General features: G+C 66.5%; 15 protein-coding genes and 1 pseudogene. 6 read left to right on the top strand and 10 right to left on the bottom strand.

The genetic code is table 11. The features are described 5' to 3' along the window. Position 1: 1 nt before the first annotated feature. From DVS29_RS31905 to DVS29_RS31890, 4 genes are all read right to left on the bottom strand, one after another. The gene (locus DVS29_RS31905; RefSeq protein WP_118184526.1) at positions 2–625 is read right to left on the bottom strand and encodes a UbiX family flavin prenyltransferase; all 624 of its coding nucleotides are present in this window, start codon (positions 623–625) and stop codon (positions 2–4) included. Next, entirely contained in the window at positions 622–2025 is a 1404-nt protein-coding gene (locus DVS29_RS31900; protein WP_118184525.1) for a UbiD family decarboxylase, read from the bottom strand. Before DVS29_RS31900 ends, DVS29_RS31905 begins: the two co-directional genes overlap by 4 nt. A gap of 78 nt (positions 2026–2103) precedes the next feature. Continuing rightward, positions 2104–3009, bottom strand: a complete 906-nt coding sequence (locus DVS29_RS31895; protein ID WP_118184524.1) for an amidohydrolase family protein — start codon at positions 3007–3009, stop codon at positions 2104–2106. Then, positions 3009–3965, bottom strand: coding sequence for an amidohydrolase family protein (locus DVS29_RS31890; protein WP_118184523.1), 957 nt, complete (start codon positions 3963–3965; stop codon positions 3009–3011). The genes DVS29_RS31895 and DVS29_RS31890 overlap by 1 nt, the downstream gene beginning before the upstream one ends. Positions 3966–4298: 333 nt before the next feature. Here DVS29_RS31890 and DVS29_RS31885 point away from each other — a divergent pair, with 333 nt between their 5' ends. After that, a complete protein-coding gene (locus DVS29_RS31885; protein ID WP_118184522.1) occupies positions 4299–5207 on the top strand; it encodes a LysR substrate-binding domain-containing protein in 909 nt (302 codons plus the stop codon). 21 nt (positions 5208–5228) lie between these two features. Here DVS29_RS31885 and DVS29_RS31880 read toward each other — a convergent pair whose 3' ends face one another. After that, a complete protein-coding gene (locus tag DVS29_RS31880) occupies positions 5229–6125 on the bottom strand; it encodes a LysR substrate-binding domain-containing protein (protein WP_118184521.1) in 897 nt (298 codons plus the stop codon). 145 nt (positions 6126–6270) lie between these two features. Between DVS29_RS31880 and DVS29_RS31875 the strand changes: the two genes are divergently transcribed. Both DVS29_RS31875 and DVS29_RS31870 read left to right on the top strand, forming a co-directional pair. Next, the gene (locus tag DVS29_RS31875) at positions 6271–6747 is read left to right on the top strand and encodes a (2Fe-2S)-binding protein (RefSeq protein WP_118184520.1); all 477 of its coding nucleotides are present in this window, start codon (positions 6271–6273) and stop codon (positions 6745–6747) included. Continuing rightward, positions 6744–8996 carry a xanthine dehydrogenase family protein molybdopterin-binding subunit gene (locus DVS29_RS31870; RefSeq protein ID WP_420816179.1) on the top strand — a complete coding sequence of 751 codons (2253 nt, stop codon included), beginning with the start codon at positions 6744–6746 and terminating at the stop codon, positions 8994–8996. Before DVS29_RS31875 ends, DVS29_RS31870 begins: the two co-directional genes overlap by 4 nt. A 27-nt stretch (positions 8997–9023) precedes the next feature. On the opposite strand, the gene DVS29_RS31865 is transcribed toward DVS29_RS31870, so the two are convergent. Genes DVS29_RS31865 through DVS29_RS31850 form a run of 4 tightly spaced genes read right to left on the bottom strand, consistent with a single transcriptional unit; the run spans position 9024 to position 13751 of the window. Further along, positions 9024–10112 carry a porin gene (locus DVS29_RS31865; RefSeq protein WP_118184518.1) on the bottom strand — a complete coding sequence of 363 codons (1089 nt, stop codon included), beginning with the start codon at positions 10110–10112 and terminating at the stop codon, positions 9024–9026. 55 nt (positions 10113–10167) lie between these two features. Then, positions 10168–10896, bottom strand: a complete 729-nt coding sequence (locus DVS29_RS31860) for a sulfite exporter TauE/SafE family protein (protein WP_118184517.1) — start codon at positions 10894–10896, stop codon at positions 10168–10170. 11 nt (positions 10897–10907) lie between these two features. Then, positions 10908–12338: an amidohydrolase family protein gene (locus tag DVS29_RS31855; protein ID WP_118184551.1), complete on the bottom strand. Its 1431-nt coding sequence runs from the start codon at positions 12336–12338 to the stop codon at positions 10908–10910. 27 nt (positions 12339–12365) lie between these two features. Continuing rightward, complete coding sequence (locus tag DVS29_RS31850; protein WP_118184516.1) at positions 12366–13751, bottom strand: uracil-xanthine permease family protein; 1386 nt, start codon at positions 13749–13751, stop codon at positions 12366–12368. Between the two features lie 256 nt (positions 13752–14007). Here DVS29_RS31850 and DVS29_RS31845 point away from each other — a divergent pair, with 256 nt between their 5' ends. Continuing rightward, on the top strand, positions 14008–15105 hold the full coding sequence (locus DVS29_RS31845; RefSeq protein ID WP_205962559.1) for a LacI family DNA-binding transcriptional regulator: 1098 nt from the start codon (positions 14008–14010) through the stop codon (positions 15103–15105). Between the two features lie 49 nt (positions 15106–15154). Here DVS29_RS31845 and DVS29_RS31840 read toward each other — a convergent pair whose 3' ends face one another. Further along, a complete protein-coding gene (locus tag DVS29_RS31840) occupies positions 15155–16714 on the bottom strand; it encodes a methyl-accepting chemotaxis protein (RefSeq protein WP_118184514.1) in 1560 nt (519 codons plus the stop codon). Between the two features lie 369 nt (positions 16715–17083). Here DVS29_RS31840 and DVS29_RS31835 point away from each other — a divergent pair, with 369 nt between their 5' ends. Further along, positions 17084–18646 (top strand): methyl-accepting chemotaxis protein, encoded by a 1563-nt coding sequence (locus DVS29_RS31835; RefSeq protein ID WP_118184513.1) that lies wholly within the window; start codon positions 17084–17086, stop codon positions 18644–18646. Positions 18647–18858: 212 nt separating this feature from the next. Further along, positions 18859–19199 (top strand): annotated as a pseudogene (locus tag DVS29_RS31830) (ABC transporter substrate-binding protein); the annotation flags it as partial.

Below are 19199 nucleotides of genomic sequence, written 5' to 3'. Positions count from 1 at the left end.
TTCATGCAAAAGGTTGCGGTGTCGCCGCTTCGGCTTCGGCTTCAGCCTCGCGCCAGCGCACCGCGGTGCCGGCGTCGAGACCGAACAGATCGAGCACGCGGCCGAGCGTGTGGCCGATCATCGCGTCGAGCGTCGCGGGCCGCGCATAGAACGCGGGCACCGGCGGCGCGACGATCGCGCCCATCTCCGCCACCGCGGTCATGTTGCGCAGATGCGCGAGCGTCAACGGCGTTTCGCGCGCAAGCAGCACCAGCGGCCGGCGCTCCTTCAACGTCACGTCGGCCGCGCGCGAGATCAGCGTGGACGACACGCCGGTCGCGATCTCCGCGAGCGTCTTCATCGAGCACGGCGCGACGATCATGCCGAGCGTGCGGAACGAGCCGCTCGAAATCGCCGCGGCCATGTCGTCGCAGCGGTACACGCAATCGGCGAGCGCCGTCACTTCCGCAAGCCGGTAGTCCGTCTCGTGCGCCATCGTCAGCAGCGCGCTGCGCGATAGCGTGAGATGCGTCTCCACGCCCAGTTCGCGCAGCAGTTGCAGCAGCCGCACGCCGTAGACGAAGCCGGATGCACCGCTGATGCCGACGACGAGCTTCGGCGCCGCGAAATTTGCGCGCGCGTTCATCGCCGCACTCCCGCCGCGGCATCGAGCAGTGCGCGCGCGCGTTGCCGCGCCGCGTCGCCCACCACCGCGCGCACGCCGTCGAACGACGCACCGCGTGTCGCGTCGATGCCCATGCGGGACGTCGTGCCCTGCGCCGTCGACGAAGGATCGAGCGGACTGCCCGGCAACCCGTCGACGACGAACAGATCGCGATGCGGCTGGAAGTGCGTCGCGATCGCCCACAGCACCTGTTCGTCGCTGGCGATGTCGATATCGCTGTCGACCGCGACGACGTTCTTCAGATACGGGTCCCAGCCGAGCAGCGCGAGCATGATCTGACGCGCTTCGCCGTCGCGGCTCTGTTCGAGCGACACGTAGCAGTGGAAATGCGTGCCGGAATTCGGGTAATGCAGCGCCTTGACCGCAGGAAAGCGTGCCTTCAGCTTCTCGCTCATTTCCGCCTCGCGCGGCAGGCGCGCGAGCGTCAGGTGTTCTGCGTACGGGCCGCCCACCACATCGACGAGCCACGCGTCGCGCCGACACATCACCGTGTCGACGCACAGCACGTTGTTGGTCGAACGGTCGGACGAGTAGCCGGTGAACTCGCCGAACGGCCCCTCCTCTGCCCATGCATCGGGATCGATCGAACCTTCCAGCACGAACTCCGCGTTCGCGGGCACGCCGATCCCGTAGCGCGGCGTGCGCACCAGTTCGAGCGGCGCGCCGAACAGCCCGCCCGCAATGGTCCGCTCGTCGACGCCGAACGGCACGCGCGCCGACGCCGCCAGCATGAAGAACGGATGCGCGCCGATCACCATCGCAACCGGCAGCGCTTCGCCGCGCGCCTTCGCGGTCTGCAGCATCCGCCACAGGTGCCCACGCGAATGCAGGCTCGTCGCGAGCGCATTGCGCGCGTGCCGCATCGAACGGTGGTAGCTGAGGTTCGCAATGCCCGTCACCGGATCTTCGGCGACGATCACCGCGTTCGTCACATACGGGCCGCGATCCGATTCGAAGTGGCGGATCATCGGCAACTGCGCGAGGTCGACGGCGTCGCCTTCGGTCACGCAGTCGAGCACGGCGCCGCTCGTCACGATGCGCGGTGCGAGCGGCGCATTGGCACGCTGCTGATACGCGTCGAACAGCGCATCGGGCGCGACGCCGAACATCCGGCCGATCCGCTCGCGAGACGCGAACAGGTTGGTCACGAGCGGCGCGGCGAGGCCCTCGATGTTCTCGCAGACCAGCAACGGATGCCGGCCGCGCGCCGCGAGCTCCGCGACGAGCGCCGTCACGTCCTGATCGGCGGACAACGGTTCGCGCACCGTCAGTACGTCGTGCGGATACGCATCGCGGTACGCGTCGACGAACGCGTGCGCATCCTGCGCATCGTGCGCGAGGCCCGCAAGCGGTTTGGCCATGATGAACTCCGTGACAGCAAGAGAGAGATCGCGTCTGCGCCGCGCCGCGATACAACACGGCGCACGACGCTTCGAGCATCAGACGTAGCTAACCTTCAGCCGCTGTTCCGCTTCGGCGAGGTCCTTCGGCGGCTTCGAGGGTTCGATGCCGACCAGCCGGGCGATGTTGTTGCCCATGTAGTCCTCGAGACCGTCTTCGTCGAGATCCATCCCGTGCGGCGCGGGCGAGCACAGCACCTCGAGTTCGCGCAGCCACATGCCCGGCTCGTTCGGCGGCGAGTCCGTGCCGAACACGATCTTGTCGCGCGGCAGCTGTCGCGCGAACTCGACGATCCGCGACTGGAAGCACCAGCCCGATTCGCAGTACACGTTCGGCGTATCCATCGCCATCCAGAACGCCTCGAACGAATAGTTGCCGCCCGTCTGGATACCGAAGTGACCGATGATGAAATTCACCATCGGGAACTCGCGGATGATCGGATAGAACATCGTCGGAATCGTGTACGGACCGTCGCCGGTGTGGATCAGCACGACCACACCGAGCTCCGCGCACTTCTTCATCGCGGGACGCAGCCAGTCGAGCGCGCGGTCGGGCCGGTAGCCGTGCATGTTCGCGTGCAGCTTCAGCATCTTGAAGCCGTACTCCTTCACGTGGAATTCGAGCTCGGCCGCACCGTTCTCCGGGCCCCAGCGCGGGTTGTACGTGAAGTTGCCGATGAAGCGGTCCGGGTACTTCTGCGTCAGCTCGGCGATGTACGACATGTAGTCGCGAATGCCGTCGCGGCCGCGGCGGTTGCCGTCGCGGTAGCCGGTATTGCCGGGCGGCGGCTGGATGAAGCCCATGTCGATGCGGCGCGGCTTGCCGTTGATCATGTACGGGCCATCCATCATCTTGATCAGACGCTCGCCCGTGAACGGCTCGCCGGTATGGCGCCATGCCTCGTCGACGAGGTTGGTCGGATGCAGGTGGGTATCGATGATCATCAGCGGGCTCCAGCGGTGGCGGTGAGTCCCTCGCGCTTCGCCGCTGCGCCGGACGACAGGTTCAGACGGGATCGTGCTTCCTCGACGCTGCGCGGCGGCGCAGTCGGTTCGAGGCCGATCATCCTGGCCACGTTGTTGCCGAGATAATCCTCGAGCGTGTCTTCATCGAGATTGAGCCCTTGCGGCGGCTCGTGACACAGCACTTCGAGCAGGCGCAGCCACATGCCCGGCTCGTTCGGCGGCGTGTCGGTGCCGAACAGGATCTTGTGCTTCGGCAGCACCTTCGCGAATTCGACGATGCGCGACTGCAGGCACCAGCCGGATTCGCAGTAGACGTTTGGCGCATCGAGCGCCATCTGGTAGGGCTCGAAGCAGTACACGCCGCCCGTCTGCACACCGAAGTGCGCGAGGATGAAGTTGACCGTCGGGAACTCGCGGATCAGCGGATACCACTCGGTCGGAATGCTGTACGGGCCATCGCCGGTGTGCAGCTTGACCAGCAGGTTCAGCTCCGCGCACTTGCGCAGCGCCGGACGCAGCCAGTCGAGCGCACGGTCCGGACGATACGCGTGCATGTTGGCCTGCAGCTGCACCATCCGGAACCCGTGCTCCTTCGCGTAGAACTCGATCGCCTCGGCGCCCGCCTCGGGGCCGCAGCGCGGGTTGTACACGAAGCAGCCGATCAGACGGTCCGGATACTTTTTCGTCAGCTCGACCGTGTACGCCATGTACGCGTCGATCGACTCGCGGCCGGACAGCTCGCCGTCGGTCCACGTGTAGATGGTGTTGCCCTGCGGGGGCTGGATGAACGCCTTGTCGATGCGGCGAGGTTTGCCGTTGACGAGGTAGGGACCGTCCATCATCTCGATCAGACGCTCGCCGGAGAACGGTGCGCCGTCGTGGCGCCACGCGAGGTCGACCAGATTGGTCGGATAACAGCTCAAATCGATGATCATGTGCTCGATCTCAGCAACGAGGTTGCATGGGACCGGAGCGAGCATTCGAGGGCTCACTCTGGCCGACACGGGGAGGCGCCGGCGAAGCCGGTGCCGTGTCGCGGTCAGGCCCATCGCGCCACCTGACCGCGCATCGGAACGAACCCTGGGAAGAACCCGTGGAACGCACCCGGCACGCGGTCAATGACGGCCCTTCACGAAGCGCAGCGTCGCGCTTCCCCCTCGCCGGCATCGAGTGTCACACTGATGTGCACTGCTGCTTGCGATGCAGTCTCACAAAACGAATTGGCTCTGTACAATATTTTTTGGACCCCTTCTTGATACGTTGCCGATATGGACATGCGTCTGCTGCGTTACTTCGCCGTGCTCGCCGACGAACTGCACTTCGGTCGCGCGGCCACGCGGCTGCATATCTCGCAGCCGCCGCTCAGCCAGCAGATCCGCATCCTCGAAGAAGAGATGGGCACCGCGCTGTTCGTGCGCTCGCAACATCGCGTCGAGCTCACCGAGGCAGGGAAAACACTGAAGGAACAGGTGCCGCTGATCTTCGCGCAGTTCGAACGCGCGATCGACCTCACGCGCTGCGCGGGCCGCGGCGAAGCGGGCAGCCTCGCGATCGGCATCATCAGCTCGGCGATGGTGGATCCGCTGCCGCGCGCGCTGCGCGACTTCGACACGCGTCACCCGCAGGTGCGCTGGACGCTGCATGAAATGACACCCGCCGCGCAGATCCAGGCGTTGAAGGAGAAGCGGCTCGACATCTGCTTCTTTCGCGTGATGCACGAAGACCCCGAGATTCGCAGCGAGGTCGTGATGCGTGAACCCGCGGTCGCGGTGCTGCCCGACGCGCATCCGCTCGCCGCGCAGCCGCAGCTCGCGCTCTGCGAGCTTGCGGGCGAGCGCTTCATTTCGTTCGGACGCCAGCAGTCGCAGCTCGCGCGCTATCTGCACGACTGCTGCGTCGAAGCGGGCTTCACGCCGGACATCGAACAGGAAGTGGTGGAAGTGCACACGCTGCTGTGTCTCGTGCGCGAAGGTCTGGGGGTGGCGCTGCTGCCGGCTTCCGCCCGCCAGCTCGCGACCGGCGGGGTCGCGTTCCGGCCGCTCGCGGCGCCGTGTCCCGATGTGTCGATGCATGCGCGCTATCGTGCCGACGATACGTCGCCGGTGCTCGCGCTCTTTCTCGCGACCGTACGCGAAGCCGCCGCTGCGATGCAGGGCAGCGGCTCAGGCGCCGCGTAGCGCCCGGTCCGTTACGCTAAATCAGCCGCCGTTCTGCGCGCGGGTCGCCATCGCCGTCACCAGCTCGACGATCGGCGCGACACGCGCGGTCTTGTCGCGCGGCCATACCGCGTACAGGTTGTAGTGCGTCGGGATCGACACGTCGGTCAGCGCGACGAGCTTGCCTGCGCGCCGCAAATCCGCCGCGAGCAGCCCGCGCGCGAGCCCGACGCCCACGCCTGAAGCCGCGGCCGCGATCAATCCGGCCGCATTGTCGAACACCGCGACCGCTTGCGGTTCGACCGCATCGAGACCCGCGGCGGTCAGCCATGGGATCCACGAACGCTTCGTATAGCCAAGCAGCGGCAGGCGCATCAACACGTCCGGATCGAGCGGCGCGGTTAACCCGTAGCGGGCCAGTAAAGCCGGCGATGCCACCGCGGTCAGCAGATCGCCGCAGATCAGCGTGTTCTCGAATCCGTCCCACTCGCCATAGCCGTAGCGCAGCGCGAGGTCCACCCGCTCGAACACGCCGCGCTCGTGCCGCGGTGCGGACAGCACGGTCAGCGTGGTATCGGGGAGCGCCGCCACCAGTTCGGGCAGGCGCGCTTCGAGCCAGTTCTGCGCGAGCTCGGGATCGACGTCGAGCATCAGGCGGTTCGGCACGCGGCGCTCGCGCACCGACGACAGTGCATGATCGATGCGCTCGAAGCCGTCCGCGAGCTGGTTCGCGAACAGCACACCCGCATCGGTCAGTTCGACCCGGCCGCCCGCGCGCAGAAACAGCGGCTGCCCGACGAAGTCTTCGAGCGTGCGGATCTGCTGGCTCACCGCGCTATGCGTCAACGCGAGCTGCCGCGCGGCGGCCGAAAAGCTGCGCGCCCGCGCCGCCGCGAGAAAGGCCTGCATCGACTGGATCGACGGATAGCGTTTCAGCATGACTGTTAGCCGGACTGACCGGCGTCCGCAGAAATTGTCGCTGGCGTTGCCGGCGGCGCGTTTTCGATAATGCCCTCATCCGTACCGCTTCGATGTAGCGCTCCGCCCGACATCGAACGTACTTCACGAAGTTGAGGAGACCGCGATGATCGAGATCACGATCAACGGCCAGCCGCATCAGCTCGACAATGTACCCGAAGACATGCCGCTCTTGTGGGTGCTGCGCGACCGGCTGCATCTGACCGGCACGAAGTTCGGCTGCGGCGGCGGCTTTTGCGGCGCCTGCACGGTGCATCTGGAAGGCGAGGCCGTGCGCGCGTGCCAGTTGCCGATCGCGGCAGTCGCGGGCCGGCACATCACGACGATCGAAGGACTCTCCGCCGACGGCACGCATCCGCTGCAGCTTGCGTGGGTCGCCGAGGACGTGCCGCAATGCGGCTACTGTCAGTCTGGACAACTGATGTCGGCGGCGGCGTTCCTGCACGGCAAGCCCGTGGTCAACGACGAATCGATCACCGCCGCGATGTCCGGCAACCTGTGCCGCTGCGGCACCTACGGCCGCATCCGCCGCGCGATCAAACGCGCGGCCGGCGTCGAACCCGCACGCGAAGGAGACGCATGATGCGCGCTCACGTTCCACTCGCGCGCACGCCGCATGAAGACGCGCGGCGCCGCTTCTTGAAGCAGGGTTCGGCACTCGTCGCAGCGGGGCTCGCGGTTGGATGCCGCCTGCCGGAGCCTTCGAAAGCACTGGCCTCCGCGAGCGGCGACCCCGCGCCGCAGCCGGGCGAGTTCGAACCGAATGCATGGGTGCGCGTGCTGCCGGACAACAGCGTGAAGCTCGTCGTGCACAAGCACGATTCGGGCACCGGCACGCACACCGCGCTCGCCGCGGTGGTCGGCGAAGAACTCGATGTCGATCCGCTGCGCGTCGACGTGATCACGCCCGAGAATCCATTCTTCCCCGCCTACATTCATCCGCTGTGGAAAGTATTTTCGACGGGCGGCAGCACCAGCGTCTCGCTCGAATACGACCGGCTGCGGCATGCGGGCGCGACCGCTCGCGCGATGCTCGTCAGCGCGGCGGCAGCGCAATGGAACGTGCCCGTGGAGTCGTGCACGACGAACGACGGTGAAGTACTCCATACCGGCAGCGGGCGGCACGCCACCTACGGGTCGCTCGCGCAGGCCGCCGCGCAGCTTCCGGCACCGCAACACGTTGTACTGAAAGATCCCGCGCAGTTCCGATACATCGGCAAGCTGCAGAAGAAGCGGGACGCGCGGCAGAAAGCGATGGGCCGCTTTCCGTACAGCGTCGACGTACGGCTGCCGGGCATGCTGGTGGCCGTCGTCACGCGCGCGCCGGTCATCGATGCACGCGTGCGTCACGTCGATTCGACCGATGCGCTGAAGGTGCCGGGCGTGCGCCAAGTGCTGCAGATTCCCGGCCGGCCGGATGTGCTGGGCGGCAATCAGGCGGGTGTCGCGGTGCTCGCCGACGACTACTGGTCCGCGCATCAGGGGCAGGCGGCGCTGAAGGTAGAATGGGAAGACAGCCCGATGGAAACCTTCGACAGCGCGACGCTGCCCGCCGCGCAGGCCGCATGGCTCGACCAGCCGGACGCGCGGGTCGTGCACACGATCCTCACTGGAACGCAAACCCCGTCGGGTGCATCCGGCACGCGCGCGATCGAAGCGGCCTACACGATGCCGTACAAGGCGCAGAACGCGCTCGAACCGATCAACGTGACCGTGTGGGCGAAAGACGGCGGCATGTCGTACTGGGGCGGCATCCAGGTGCCGTCCACCGCGCAGGAAGCCGCCGACGTGATCGCCGGCATCCCGGTCGAACGCGTGACGATTCATGAGCTCGTGTCGGGCGGCAGCTTCGGTTCGCGCGAATCGAAATACTGGCTGTTCGAAGCCACGTGGCTCGCGATGCAGACCGGCGTGCCGGTCAAGCTGATGAACAGCCGCGAAGACGAGATGCGCGCGCTGTTCTATCACTCGGCCAGCCATCATCGCGTGCGCGGCACACTGGATAACGCAGGCCAGCTTGCATCGTTCGAATTGCGCGCGGTGATGCCGGCCTCGCCCGAGCAGTGGGAACCGGGCTACTTCGATCGTCCCGACCGGATGGACTACAGCACGACCGAAGCGATCAACGATCGCGAATTCGCGTACACGGCGCCGCGCCTCGATATCGGTTGGGTGCGGCACGAAACCGGTGTGCCGACCGGCTGGTATCGCGCGGTCAGCTACATCCCGAACGTGTTCGCGGTCGAGTCGTTCGTCGATGAAGCCGCGCATGCGGCACAGCGCGATCCGCTCGCGTTCCGGCTCGCGCAGCTGCGCGACGATCCGCGCCACGCACACGTGCTGCGCGAAGCGGCCGCACGCGCCGGCTGGCATGACTCGCTGCCGCCGGGCACCGCGCTCGGCATCTCGACGAATCGCGCGTACGACAGCTATATCGCGGTGATCGCGCGCGTCGCGAAACGCGGCGACGGCGTGGTGGTGGAACGCCTGACGTGTGTTGCCGACTGCGGCCTGGCCGTGTCGCCGGCCGGCGTCGAAGAGCAGCTGTACGGCGGCCTCATGTGGGGCATGGGTCATGCGATGTTCGATCACATCGAGCTGCGTCATGGACAGGTCGCGCAACGCAACTTCGATACGTACCGCGTGATGCGAATGGCCGATATGCCGTCAGTCGATATCCAGATCGTGCAGGGTGCGCCCGGCAAGCCTGGCGGCGTCGGCGAACTGTCAAGCCCGTCGGTCGCACCCGCTGTCGCGAACGCCGTGTTCCGGTTGACCGGCAAACGGTTGCGCACCACGCCGTTCGCGCTCGACGCGATCGCAAAGACATAAGGATGCCGTAATATCACCGGCCGGCTTTTAGAACAGGTGGTGGATGCCCGTCAATATCACCGTCTGCCGGCCCGTCGACGCAGGCCCGATGCCGATCGTGTCCGCCACCGCGCCCGACCCTGCCTGCTCCACCATCACGTCCGCGTACAGCTGCGTCGCCTTCGACAGCGAATAGACGTTCGCGAGCGTCACCTGGGTCCATCGATGCCCCGCGAGCGTCGTCGTCCATGCACCCGCGCCGATCATATACGCGGGCGTGATCTGCACGTTCGCGCCGCCGTCGATCGCGCGGTAGTGCTCCGCGTGTCCGGACGTCTCGATGCGCACGTCGGTGAAGACCGCATGCAGCTGCACGCGGCCCAGCTGCATGCTGCCGCCGATGCCGGCGTTACGCACCGCATCGGCGACGAACGCCGCGTTGCTGCTCAGGTTCTCGCCTTCGAAACTCGTCAGGCCGAGGCCGCTCGCCAGATTCAACGTGCGGTCGTGGTATTCGGAATACGCGGCCGCGAGTTTGACCGGACCGTAGCCATAGGTCCCGCCGAAACTCATCGTGCGCCCCGCGGTGCTGCTCGACTGATTGGTGAAGCCATACATCGCGCCGAAGTTCAGGCCAGCAATCGTCGGGCTGCGATACTTGACCGTGTTCGACAGTTCGACCGGCACCGTGTTGCCCAGTCCATCGATATTGCCCGGATGAAACGCGGAGAAATCGCCAAGTGACTGCGCGTTCGAAAACGGTCCGACCATCTCGAAGTGGAAATCGGTCTGACGCCCGAGCGTGATCGTGCCGAAGCGGTCCGAGCTGATACCGACATACGCCTGCCGGTTGAACAGCGTGCCGGCGCTCGACATCGCGCCGCTGATCGTCGAGAAACCGGATTCGAGCTTGAATACCGTCTTCAGGCCGCCGCCCAGATCCTCCACGCCAGTCAAGCCCCAGCGGTCCGCCTGAAACGTGCCCTGCTCGGCGATGAATGCGTGGCCGCCATGCAGATTGCTCACATAGCCGACACCCGCATCCATGCTGCCGTATAGCGTGACGCTGCTCTGCGCGCGGACGTTGGCCGCACCGGCGGCCAGGCAAAGGGCGAGCGCAACCCGACTCTTGTTCATAAGGGCCTCTTCGATCGACAGAAAGGAATTGGGCCGGCACGACGCCGGCGTCAGATCAATGCGATGCGGACGACAGGGTTTGATACAGGATCGCCGCGCCGGACACGATGGCGAACGCCATCACGCTGATGCGCAACACTTTGGCATTGAGCCGCTGATGCACGTGCTGGCTGATGAACGCGCCGGCGATCACCGGCGGCACCAGCAGCAGCGCGGACGTGAATTTCGCTCCGGTGATCTGGCCGGTCACGCTCAGCATCGCGAGCGACAGCGCCTCGCCGATCGCGAAACACAGCGCGATGGTGGAACGCAGCGCGGACGCCCGGTAGTGCTGGAACACCATCGCGAGCGCGGGCCCGCCGATGCCGGTCGCGGTCTCGGTAATGCCGGTCACGGCGCCGGCCGCCACCAGCGCATGGCGGTTCGGCGTGAAGCGCGGCGCGCACAGCGTCGCGACGGCGGCGGCGATCGTCGATGCGCCGATGAACAGGTTCAGGTCGTGTGCCGAGATGCGCGAGATGATCCACACGCCCGCGACCGCACCCGCCGTTCTGCCGACGGTGATCCACACGGTGCCGCCGGAATCCAGCGCGGGCCGTTCGCGCCACGCGAGATAGACGTTCAACGGCAGCATCAGCATCAACAGCGATACCGGCAACAGCCCAGGTTCGATCAGGCCGATCACCGGCGCGCAGATCAACGCGAAGCCGACACCGACCGCGCCCTGGATGAAAGCAGCGATGGCAACGGTCGCGGCAAGGAAGAAGAACACAGTCAGACTCACGTTCGGCTCACTCAATCGAAGGTTGCACAGGACGTCTGCGGGACGGGTTGCAACGATGGCGCCCCATGCACACGCTGGATCGGCGCGCGCGCCACTGCCGCGCTCGCGATTTCGGCCACTTCATGCAGGAACGCGCGCGCGTCCCAATCCGTCGGCCAGCCCTGCCACAGCCGCAGCTTTCCGCCGACGAAGACCGCGTCGATCTGGCTGCGGTTCGCCAGTCTCACCAGCTCCCACGTCAGATCCCACGACGGCCGCATTTCCGGCACATCGAGATCGACCAGCAGAAAGTCCGCGGCTTTTCCGGGTGCGATTTCGCCGATGCGGCCCTGCAGGCGCAACGCATCGGCGCCGCCGCGCAGCGCGCGATCGAGCCATAACGTGCCCGCGCCGCACGACGAATCGCCGGTGGCAAGACCCGACGCGAAACGCTGCGCGGTTTCGGCCGCATCGAGCAGGCGAAACGCGTCGCTGCGCGTGCCGTCGGTGCCGAGGCCGAAGCGGATGCCGAGCGCCGCCATCTGCAATGCAGGCGCAATCGCATTGCCCTTCCACGAACTCGCGACCGGGTTGTAGCTGACGGCTGCACCCGTGCTCGCGAGCAGATTCAGTTCCGTTGGCGTGACGAGCGTCGCGTGGGCGATCAGCGTGTGCGGACCGAGCGCGCCCGCATAATGCAGATGCTCGATAGGCCGCATCCTGCGCCGCACGATCGAGCGTTCGACGGCAGCGAGGTGCTCGTTCGCGTGGGTCTGGAACACCGCGTCCGCTTCCGCGCACATCGAGGCAACGGTCTGCAGCATGCCGTCCGAACCGGCTTCCGGCACCGAGATCGCCAGCGACGGATGCACGAGCGCATGGCCGTCCCAGCGCGCCAGATGCTGCTGCGCGCGCACGACGATCGCGGCACGCGCGCGGGCGTCGATGTCGTCGGCGAGATCGTTGCAGATCAAACCAAGCACGCAGCGCACCCCGACTTCCTGGGTCGCGGATGCGATCGTCGCAGCGTCGCCGCTCGCGCGCGTGCCGGCATCGCAGACCGTCGTGAAGCCGCCGCGCAGCGCTTCGAGCGCGGCCAGCTTCGCGGACAGATACACGAGGTTTTCGTCGAGACAGTTTTCGAGCGGCACCCAGATGCGCCGGTAGATCTCCGACGGCTCGCCGAACGCGAGCGCTTTGCCGAACGACTGCGTCAGATGATGATGCGCGTCGATGAAGCCCGGCATCAGCAGCTTGTCCGGCAGCGCGAGCGGTTCGAGATGCGGATGGCTCGCGACGATCTCGTCGGCGGGACCGACCGCGGTGAACTTGCCGCCCGAGACGACGACGGCGTAGCCGCGCGTAGGACCGTCGGCGAGCAGCACGTGGCCGGGCACGAGCAGCAGCGTGTCGGATTTCAACGCGCCCTGCAGATCGGCGGCCGTGAGAGAAGCAGTATTCATGAGCATGGCGTTTCCGGTGAACGGGATTCAGTGGCACGAATGGTTGTCGTTGATGACCGCTTCGAGGCGCGCGCCTGGGTCGGCGCGACGGTCATTGGCGGCGTCGCGCCCACGCCAGTGCAGATGCTCGAACAGCGCATTGACGATGACGGCGGTCAGCGCGCCCATCGCGAGACCGTTGCCGAGCACGATCTGCAACGTGGCGGGAAAGCGGCCATAGAGGCCAGGCACGACGATCGGCAGCACGCCCATCGTCAGCGCGGCGGCGAGCGTGTACATGTTGGCGCGCGAGCGCAGATCGACTTGCCGCAGCAGGTTGATGCCCATCACGCCGATGATCGAAAACACGATCAGCGCGGTGCCGCCCACCACCGGCGCGGGGATCGCGTTCGCGAGCCGCCCGAGCGGCGCGAGCAACGCGATCACGACCAGCAGCGCCCCCGCCGTCGCGGTGACGAAGCGCGAGCGCACGCCGGTCGCCTGCACGATGCCGATGTTCTCGCTGCTCGTGATGATCAGCGACGTGCCGAACACGCCGCCGATGATCGACATCAGCGCATCGCCGCGAATCGTCTTCGGCACCTCGGTTTGCGGATCGATCTCCTTGTCGACCACTTCGGCGATCGCCACCGTCTGCCCCGTCGCTTCGGCCATCGAGATCACGCTGAAAATCAGCAGCGGCAGCGCGGCCAGCACGTCGAAATGCGGGATGCCGAACGGCAGCGGCGTGGGCATCGTGACGATCGCGCCGCTCCACACATCCGCGAAGCTCATCAGCCCAAGCGACCAGGCGAGCACCGCGCCGGCGAGCAGGCCGAGCAGCACCGCCAACTGGCCGAGCATGCCTTTGAACAGCTTCGCGAACAGCACCGTGAAGCCGACCGTGGCCAGCGCGAGACCGATGCCGGCCGGGCTGCCGAACTCGGCCGTGCCTGGCTTGCCGACGATCACCACGCCGTAGATGCGGATCAGGTTCACGGCGACGAGGATCAGCATCGTGCCGATCACGATGCGCGGGAAAAACTTCAGACAGCGCGCGAACACCGGCAGCAGCAGGAAATAGAACACGCCGGTCAGGATCGTCGCGCCGGCGGCGGTGGCGAGATCCGTCTGCTGCGCGATCAGCACGAACAGCACGACCGGCGCGCCGCCCGGCACCATGATGAACGGCAGACGCGCACCGAATTTCAGCGGCCCGAACGACTGCAGCAGCGTGCCGAGACCGCAGACGAGGAAGGTCGCGCTGATCAGGTCGACGGTCAGCGCGGACGAGAGCCCGAGCGCTTTCGCGACCAGAAACACCGCCGTGATCGGCGACGCCGCCACGACCAGCACGTGCTGCAACCCGAACAGAAAGAGCCTCGCGAGCGGCAGGCGCTCGTCGACGGCATGGACCGACGGTACGTGAACCATGACAGTGTTGCCTCCTGTGCGCCGCGCGGACCTGAGTTCGTCCGGTTTCGGCGGTTTCGCGTCCCAAATCGATTTGGGATCGAGATTTAAAAAATGGGCGACTGCCCCAAATCGATTTGCGACTGTAGAATCAACCTACATTTTTCGGTTGTCAAGCGGGGAAATCGGCAGGGTTTTCCCGCTTCGGGCGCCGCTCATTCGTCAGATGAACGGGCGGCGCACGCGTGAGAGAATCCGCCATCGGAGCGGGAGTGACGTGGAAAGAAACAGCAAAAAGCCGGGCAAAACCGCTGGCAAAGACGCGAGCAACGAGCCGGACCCAACCGCGGGCAAGGCCAGGCAGCGGCCCACCATCGCCGACGTCGCGCGCGCCGCGGGCGTCTCGACAACGACAGTCTCGCATGCGCTGAACGACAAGGGCTACGTCGATCCGCACACGCGCGAACGCGTGAAGGACACCGCCCGCGCGCTCGGCTACCGGCCAAGCGTGCGCGCGCAACGGTTGCGCACGGGCGAGGCGCATACGATCGCGCTGATCTCATCGATGCCGTTCGAGATCGCGGGCGGCGCGTCGCGGCTCGGCTTCCTGATGGAGGTGGCCGCCGTCGCCGCGGCCGCCGCGCTCACCCGTGGGCTCGCGCTCGCGCTGGTGCCGCCGATGATGGCGGGCCGCCTGCCGCTCGAACAGCTCGACATCGACGGCGCGATCGTCATCGAACCCACTGCCGACGATGCGAACGTCGCGCACCTGCAGGAGCGCGGCCTGCCCGTCGTGTGTCTCGGCCGTCAGCCGGGCAACGATGCGGTGCCCTACGTCGACATCCATTCATCGGCGACCACCGCGCTGCTGCTGAACCATCTGCACGAGCAAGGCTGCAAACGGATCGCGCTGCTCGTCGGCGCGCAGCAGCGCAACTCGTACATCGAAGCGCGCGACGCGTACGAGCGCTTCTGCGCGGCACATCGAATGGCGCCGGTCATCGCGGTCGCGGATGAATCGGGCGGGGAAGCGGCCGGTTACGCGACCAGCGCGCGCCTGCTTGAAGAGCATCCGGACGTGGATGGCCTGTGCGCACTCGTCGATGCATTCGCGGTCGGCGCGGTGCAGGCGATCGTCGGGTATGGGCGACGCGTGCCCGGCGACATCAAGGTCGTCACGCGCTACGACGGCACGCGCGCGCGCAGTTGCCGGCCGCCGCTGACCGCCGTCGATCTGCATCTGGACGACATGGCGTCACAGGCCGTCGACCTGCTGTTCGCGCATCTGGCCGGCGCGGGCGGCGCGGCATCGGTCGCGCCAGCGTTGCCGACGCTGGTGGCGCGGGAATCGTCGGGCGAGCGCAGCGAGCACTGACGGCGCGGCATGCGCCCTGCACCGTCAGCCGTCTCAGACCCTACGCAGACTAAGCGAACGCGCCACGCGCATCGATCGAGAAGATCTGCACGGCCCGGTTGAGACCGGCCGCCTGATCTTCGAGCGAGTGCGCAGCCGCGGCCGCCTCCTCGACGAGCGCGGCATTCTGCTGCGTGACTTCGTCCATCTGCGTGACGGCGCGCGCAACCTGGTCGATGCCGTTGCTCTGCTCTTCGGACGCCGCCGCGATTTCGCCCATGATGTCGGTCACGCGCTGCACCGCGCCGATGATGTCGCCCATCGTGCGTCCCGCCTCGCCGACCAGCGCCGATCCCGACTGCACGCACGCCACCGAGTTATCGATCAGCTCCTTGATTTCTTTCGCCGCCGCCGACGAGCGTTGCGCCAGGCTGCGCACCTCGCCCGCGACCACCGCGAAGCCGCGGCCCTGCTCGCCCGCGCGCGCTGCCTCCACCGCCGCGTTCAACGCGAGGATGTTGGTCTGGAACGCGATGCCTTCGATGATCGTGATGATGTCGGCGATTCGGGCCGAGCTGTGGTTGATGTCGCCCATCGTCCCGACTACGCGGCCCACCACCTCGTTGCCGCGGTTCGCGATTTCCGATGCATTGGACGCCAGCTGGCTGGCCTGGCGCGCATTCTCCGCGTTCTGCTTCACCGTGCCGGTCAGCTGCTCCATGCTCGACGCGGTCTCCTGCAGCGCGGACGCCTGCTCTTCCGTGCGCGAAGAAAGATCCGTATTGCCGGCGGAGATCTGGCGAATGGCCGTCGCGATCGATTCGCTGCCGGTACGTACCGAACGCACCGTGTCCGTCAGGCTCTGCTGCATCTTCGCGATACCGCTCAGCAGCTGACCCATTTCGTCATGCGTGCGCGCGGCCACGGGGCGACGCAGATCGCCCGCCGCGATCGCATCGAAGTGCCCGAGCGCTTCAGCCAGCGGACGGCCGATCGCACGCCGCAGGTTGACATACGTGCCCAGCGCCGCGAGCAAACCCGCGCACAGCGCGACGATCGTCACGATCCTCAGGGTTCCGAACGATGACTGCGCGTCGTCGAAACCTCGCGCGGCCTGGTCCGCCTGAAATTGCCGCAGCGTATCGTCGGCAGCGGACAGCGCGGCGTAGGTCACCTGCAGATGGTTCGCGCCCTCGGCAACGTGCGCCTGATCCCCCGCCGCGACGATCTTCGCGAAGTCGTCGAGCGCCGTCTTGTAGATATCGCGCTTGCTCTGGACGTCGTGGGCAATCCGGTCTTCTTCCGCATCGCGCGGCAGCGCGCGGTAGCGGTCCCACCACGCGTGCGACTTGTCGTACAGCATGCTCGCGCGTTCCGCGGTCTTGGCGGCGTCCGGCGTGCCGATCATGAAGGCAGCACGATCCAGCGCCATCCGCGCACGCGCGGCGAAGATCTCGGCATTGTCGATATCGGTCGCGCCGGGCATCTGGTTCGCGACGGTGTCGCGGTAGGCACTGTTCGCGCGCCCCATGCCGACCAGCCCCAACGAGCCGGTCGCAATTAGCAAGGCCGCAAGGAACGCCATGGCCAGACCAATACGCGCCTTGATGGAAATACTCCGCTTTTGCATGTTTGTCGGTTCCCTGCGCATCGAGGAAGACATGCGCCGACATGCGATGCGCTTCGTGCCGGAGCCGACGCCTCTTTTTGCGCCATCTCTCCAATAACGGCCGCTTTGCCGGGAACCGCATTCGGGTAACCACTGCCTGCCGCCAGTCTTTTGCGTCGTGGCTCCCGATGCTTCCGCAACCTTTCCAGCCGTGACGATCTTAGCGTAAACCATAATATGGCATACCATATTACGCGCCGTTGACCTGTCCAGCAGGCCGTGCCCGCAGATCATCTGCGAGACGACGACCACCCGCCGGAATCCTCTACAACGCGCCCAGCCGGGACTCGAGGGCGCAGGCATCGCCTCATCACGACGACGACAACGACCATGAAAAGCATTCGGAACCTGACCATCGCCGGCAAGATTGGCATCGCATTCGCCAGCGTGATCGTGACCTTCGCGATCAGTGCCGGCATCTGCGTGTCCAGCATCCGGGCCATCGACCAGAAGCAGAAAGACATCGCGGCATCGGAAGACGTGCTGCTGCTGCTGAAGGACGGCACGGCGGACTACCTGAACATCGTGTGGGCCGTGCTGGCCAACAACCTGAACGGCAAGCCCGGGCACAAGGAATGGATCGTCAAGCACGGCGGCGACTTCGGCACGCGGCTCACCGCGTTGCGGTCGATCGACGCTACGCCCGACGGCGCGACGCTCGCCGGCGACGCGCAGCAGCAGTACGACGCGTGGCTGCGCACGGTCGTGAATCCGCTGGTGGACGAGCGCAAGAAGGTGGACGAGTTCACGGTCAATGTGAGCGACCTGTCCGAGATGACCGAAGGCTTCGGCTCCTACCTCGGCACGGAAAAGCTGATCGCGGCCGTCGACAAGCTGGACGCCTACGAGCGCGACCGGATGACCGCCACCCGCAACGAACTCGAGTCGCTGCGCACGCGCATGTACGCGACCATCCTGACTTCGTCGCTGCTCGCGGTGCTGGCAGCGATTCTCGCGGGCGGCTGGCTTGCGCGCATCATCTCGCGTCCGCTGAAACAGGCCGTCGCGCTCGCCACGCGCGTCGCCGAGGGCGATCTGACGACGCGCATCGACACCTCGTCGACGGATGAAACCGGGCAGCTGATGCTGAGCCTCAAGACGATGAATCAAAGCCTGTTGAAGATCGTCGGGCACGTGCGAGCCGGCACCGACGGCATCGCCATCGCATCGAGCGAAATCGCGGCCGGCAACTTCGATCTGTCGTCGCGCACCGAGCAGCAGGCGGCCTCGCTCGAAGAAACGGCGGCGAGCATGACCGAGCTGACGGAGACCGTCCGACAGAACACCGACAACGCCCGTCACGCGAACACGCTCGCCGCGCGCGCATCGGGCATGGCCGACGCCGGCAACGAAGCGGTGCTCGGCATGGTGCAGACCATCGGCCAGATCAGCGGCAGTTCGAACCGGATCTCCGAAATCACCGGCGTGATCGAGGGCATCGCGTTCCAGACCAACATCCTCGCGCTGAATGCCGCGGTCGAAGCCGCGCGCGCTGGCGAACAGGGCCGCGGCTTCGCAGTGGTGGCCAGCGAGGTCCGCAGCCTCGCGCAGCGTTCGGCCACGGCTGCGAAGGAGATCAAGGAACTGATCGGCTCGTCCGTCGAGATGATCCAGGGCGGCGCGAAGCAGGCCGCGGACGTGGGCGAAACGATGGGACAGGTCAAGCACGCGATCAAGCAGGTGTCCGACATCGTCGCGGAAATCGCCGCGGCTTCGGAGGAGCAAGGCCGCGGCATCGAGCAGGTCAACCTCGCGGTCAACCAGATGGACCAGGTGACGCAACAGAACGCCGCGCTCGTCGAGCAGGCGGCGGCCGCGGCGCAATCGCTCGAAGAACAGGCGACCACGCTGAAAGGCGCGGTGGCGATCTTCAAGCTCGCCGGCGCGAATTGACACACCTGTGGAAAACCTTCGCCCGCCGACATTTTTGACGCGCTTTTCGCGTGCCATATGATGGCATACCATAATCTCGCCCAGCCGCAAACCGCGACCGCAGGGCCCCCGAGCACTACCTCCGCACGTCTCGCCGCTGGCCTGCGGCAACCGTAATGCGCGCCGGCCACGGCCCCATCGTCACCACTACGCAGTCGAATCGGAGAATGACAATGAGCAGCAGATGGACCCTGTATATCGCGCCGCTGATCGCCGCGTGCGCGGCGACCGTGGCGTCGGCGCCGGCCGCGTACGCCGCCGGCCAGATCGTGTTCACGAGCTGGGGCGGCACCACGCAGTCGTCGCAGCAGAAAGACTGGGCGCAGCCGTTCACGCAGCAGACGGGCATCAACGTGCTGATGGATGGCCCGACGGACTACGGCAAGCTGAAAGCGATGGTCGACAGCGGCAACGTGAGCTGGGACGTGGTCGACGTGGAAGGCGATTTCGCGTTCGCCGCGGAGAAGGCGGGGCTGGTCGAGCCGATCGATTATTCCGTCGTGAACAAGAGCGA

The sequence above is a fragment of the Paraburkholderia phosphatilytica genome, assembly GCF_003443895.1.
Classification (GTDB): domain Bacteria; phylum Pseudomonadota; class Gammaproteobacteria; order Burkholderiales; family Burkholderiaceae; genus Paraburkholderia; species Paraburkholderia phosphatilytica.
The sequence above is the reverse complement of the archived record's forward strand: the minus strand, read 5'-3'. Positions and strand labels throughout refer to the sequence as shown.

What these genes read in the sequence shown, in the direction of transcription:
- DVS29_RS31835 (WP_118184513.1), top strand. Translation starts at nt 17,084, where the DNA reads ATGAAAAGCATTCGGAACCTGACCATCGCCGGCAAGATTGGCATCGCA.
- DVS29_RS31840 (WP_118184514.1), bottom strand. Translation starts at nt 16,714, where the DNA reads ATGCAAAAGCGGAGTATTTCCATCAAGGCGCGTATTGGTCTGGCCATG.
- DVS29_RS31880 (WP_118184521.1), bottom strand. Translation starts at nt 6,125, where the DNA reads ATGCTGAAACGCTATCCGTCGATCCAGTCGATGCAGGCCTTTCTCGCG.
- DVS29_RS31865 (WP_118184518.1), bottom strand. Translation starts at nt 10,112, where the DNA reads ATGAACAAGAGTCGGGTTGCGCTCGCCCTTTGCCTGGCCGCCGGTGCG.
- DVS29_RS31890 (WP_118184523.1), bottom strand. Translation starts at nt 3,965, where the DNA reads ATGATCATCGATTTGAGCTGTTATCCGACCAATCTGGTCGACCTCGCG.
- DVS29_RS31885 (WP_118184522.1), top strand. Translation starts at nt 4,299, where the DNA reads ATGGACATGCGTCTGCTGCGTTACTTCGCCGTGCTCGCCGACGAACTG.
- DVS29_RS31855 (WP_118184551.1), bottom strand. Translation starts at nt 12,338, where the DNA reads ATGAATACTGCTTCTCTCACGGCCGCCGATCTGCAGGGCGCGTTGAAA.
- DVS29_RS31905 (WP_118184526.1), bottom strand. Translation starts at nt 625, where the DNA reads ATGAACGCGCGCGCAAATTTCGCGGCGCCGAAGCTCGTCGTCGGCATC.
- DVS29_RS31870 (WP_420816179.1), top strand. Translation starts at nt 6,744, where the DNA reads ATGATGCGCGCTCACGTTCCACTCGCGCGCACGCCGCATGAAGACGCG.
- DVS29_RS31875 (WP_118184520.1), top strand. Translation starts at nt 6,271, where the DNA reads ATGATCGAGATCACGATCAACGGCCAGCCGCATCAGCTCGACAATGTA.
- DVS29_RS31850 (WP_118184516.1), bottom strand. Translation starts at nt 13,751, where the DNA reads ATGGTTCACGTACCGTCGGTCCATGCCGTCGACGAGCGCCTGCCGCTC.
- DVS29_RS31895 (WP_118184524.1), bottom strand. Translation starts at nt 3,009, where the DNA reads ATGATCATCGATACCCACCTGCATCCGACCAACCTCGTCGACGAGGCA.
- DVS29_RS31900 (WP_118184525.1), bottom strand. Translation starts at nt 2,025, where the DNA reads ATGGCCAAACCGCTTGCGGGCCTCGCGCACGATGCGCAGGATGCGCAC.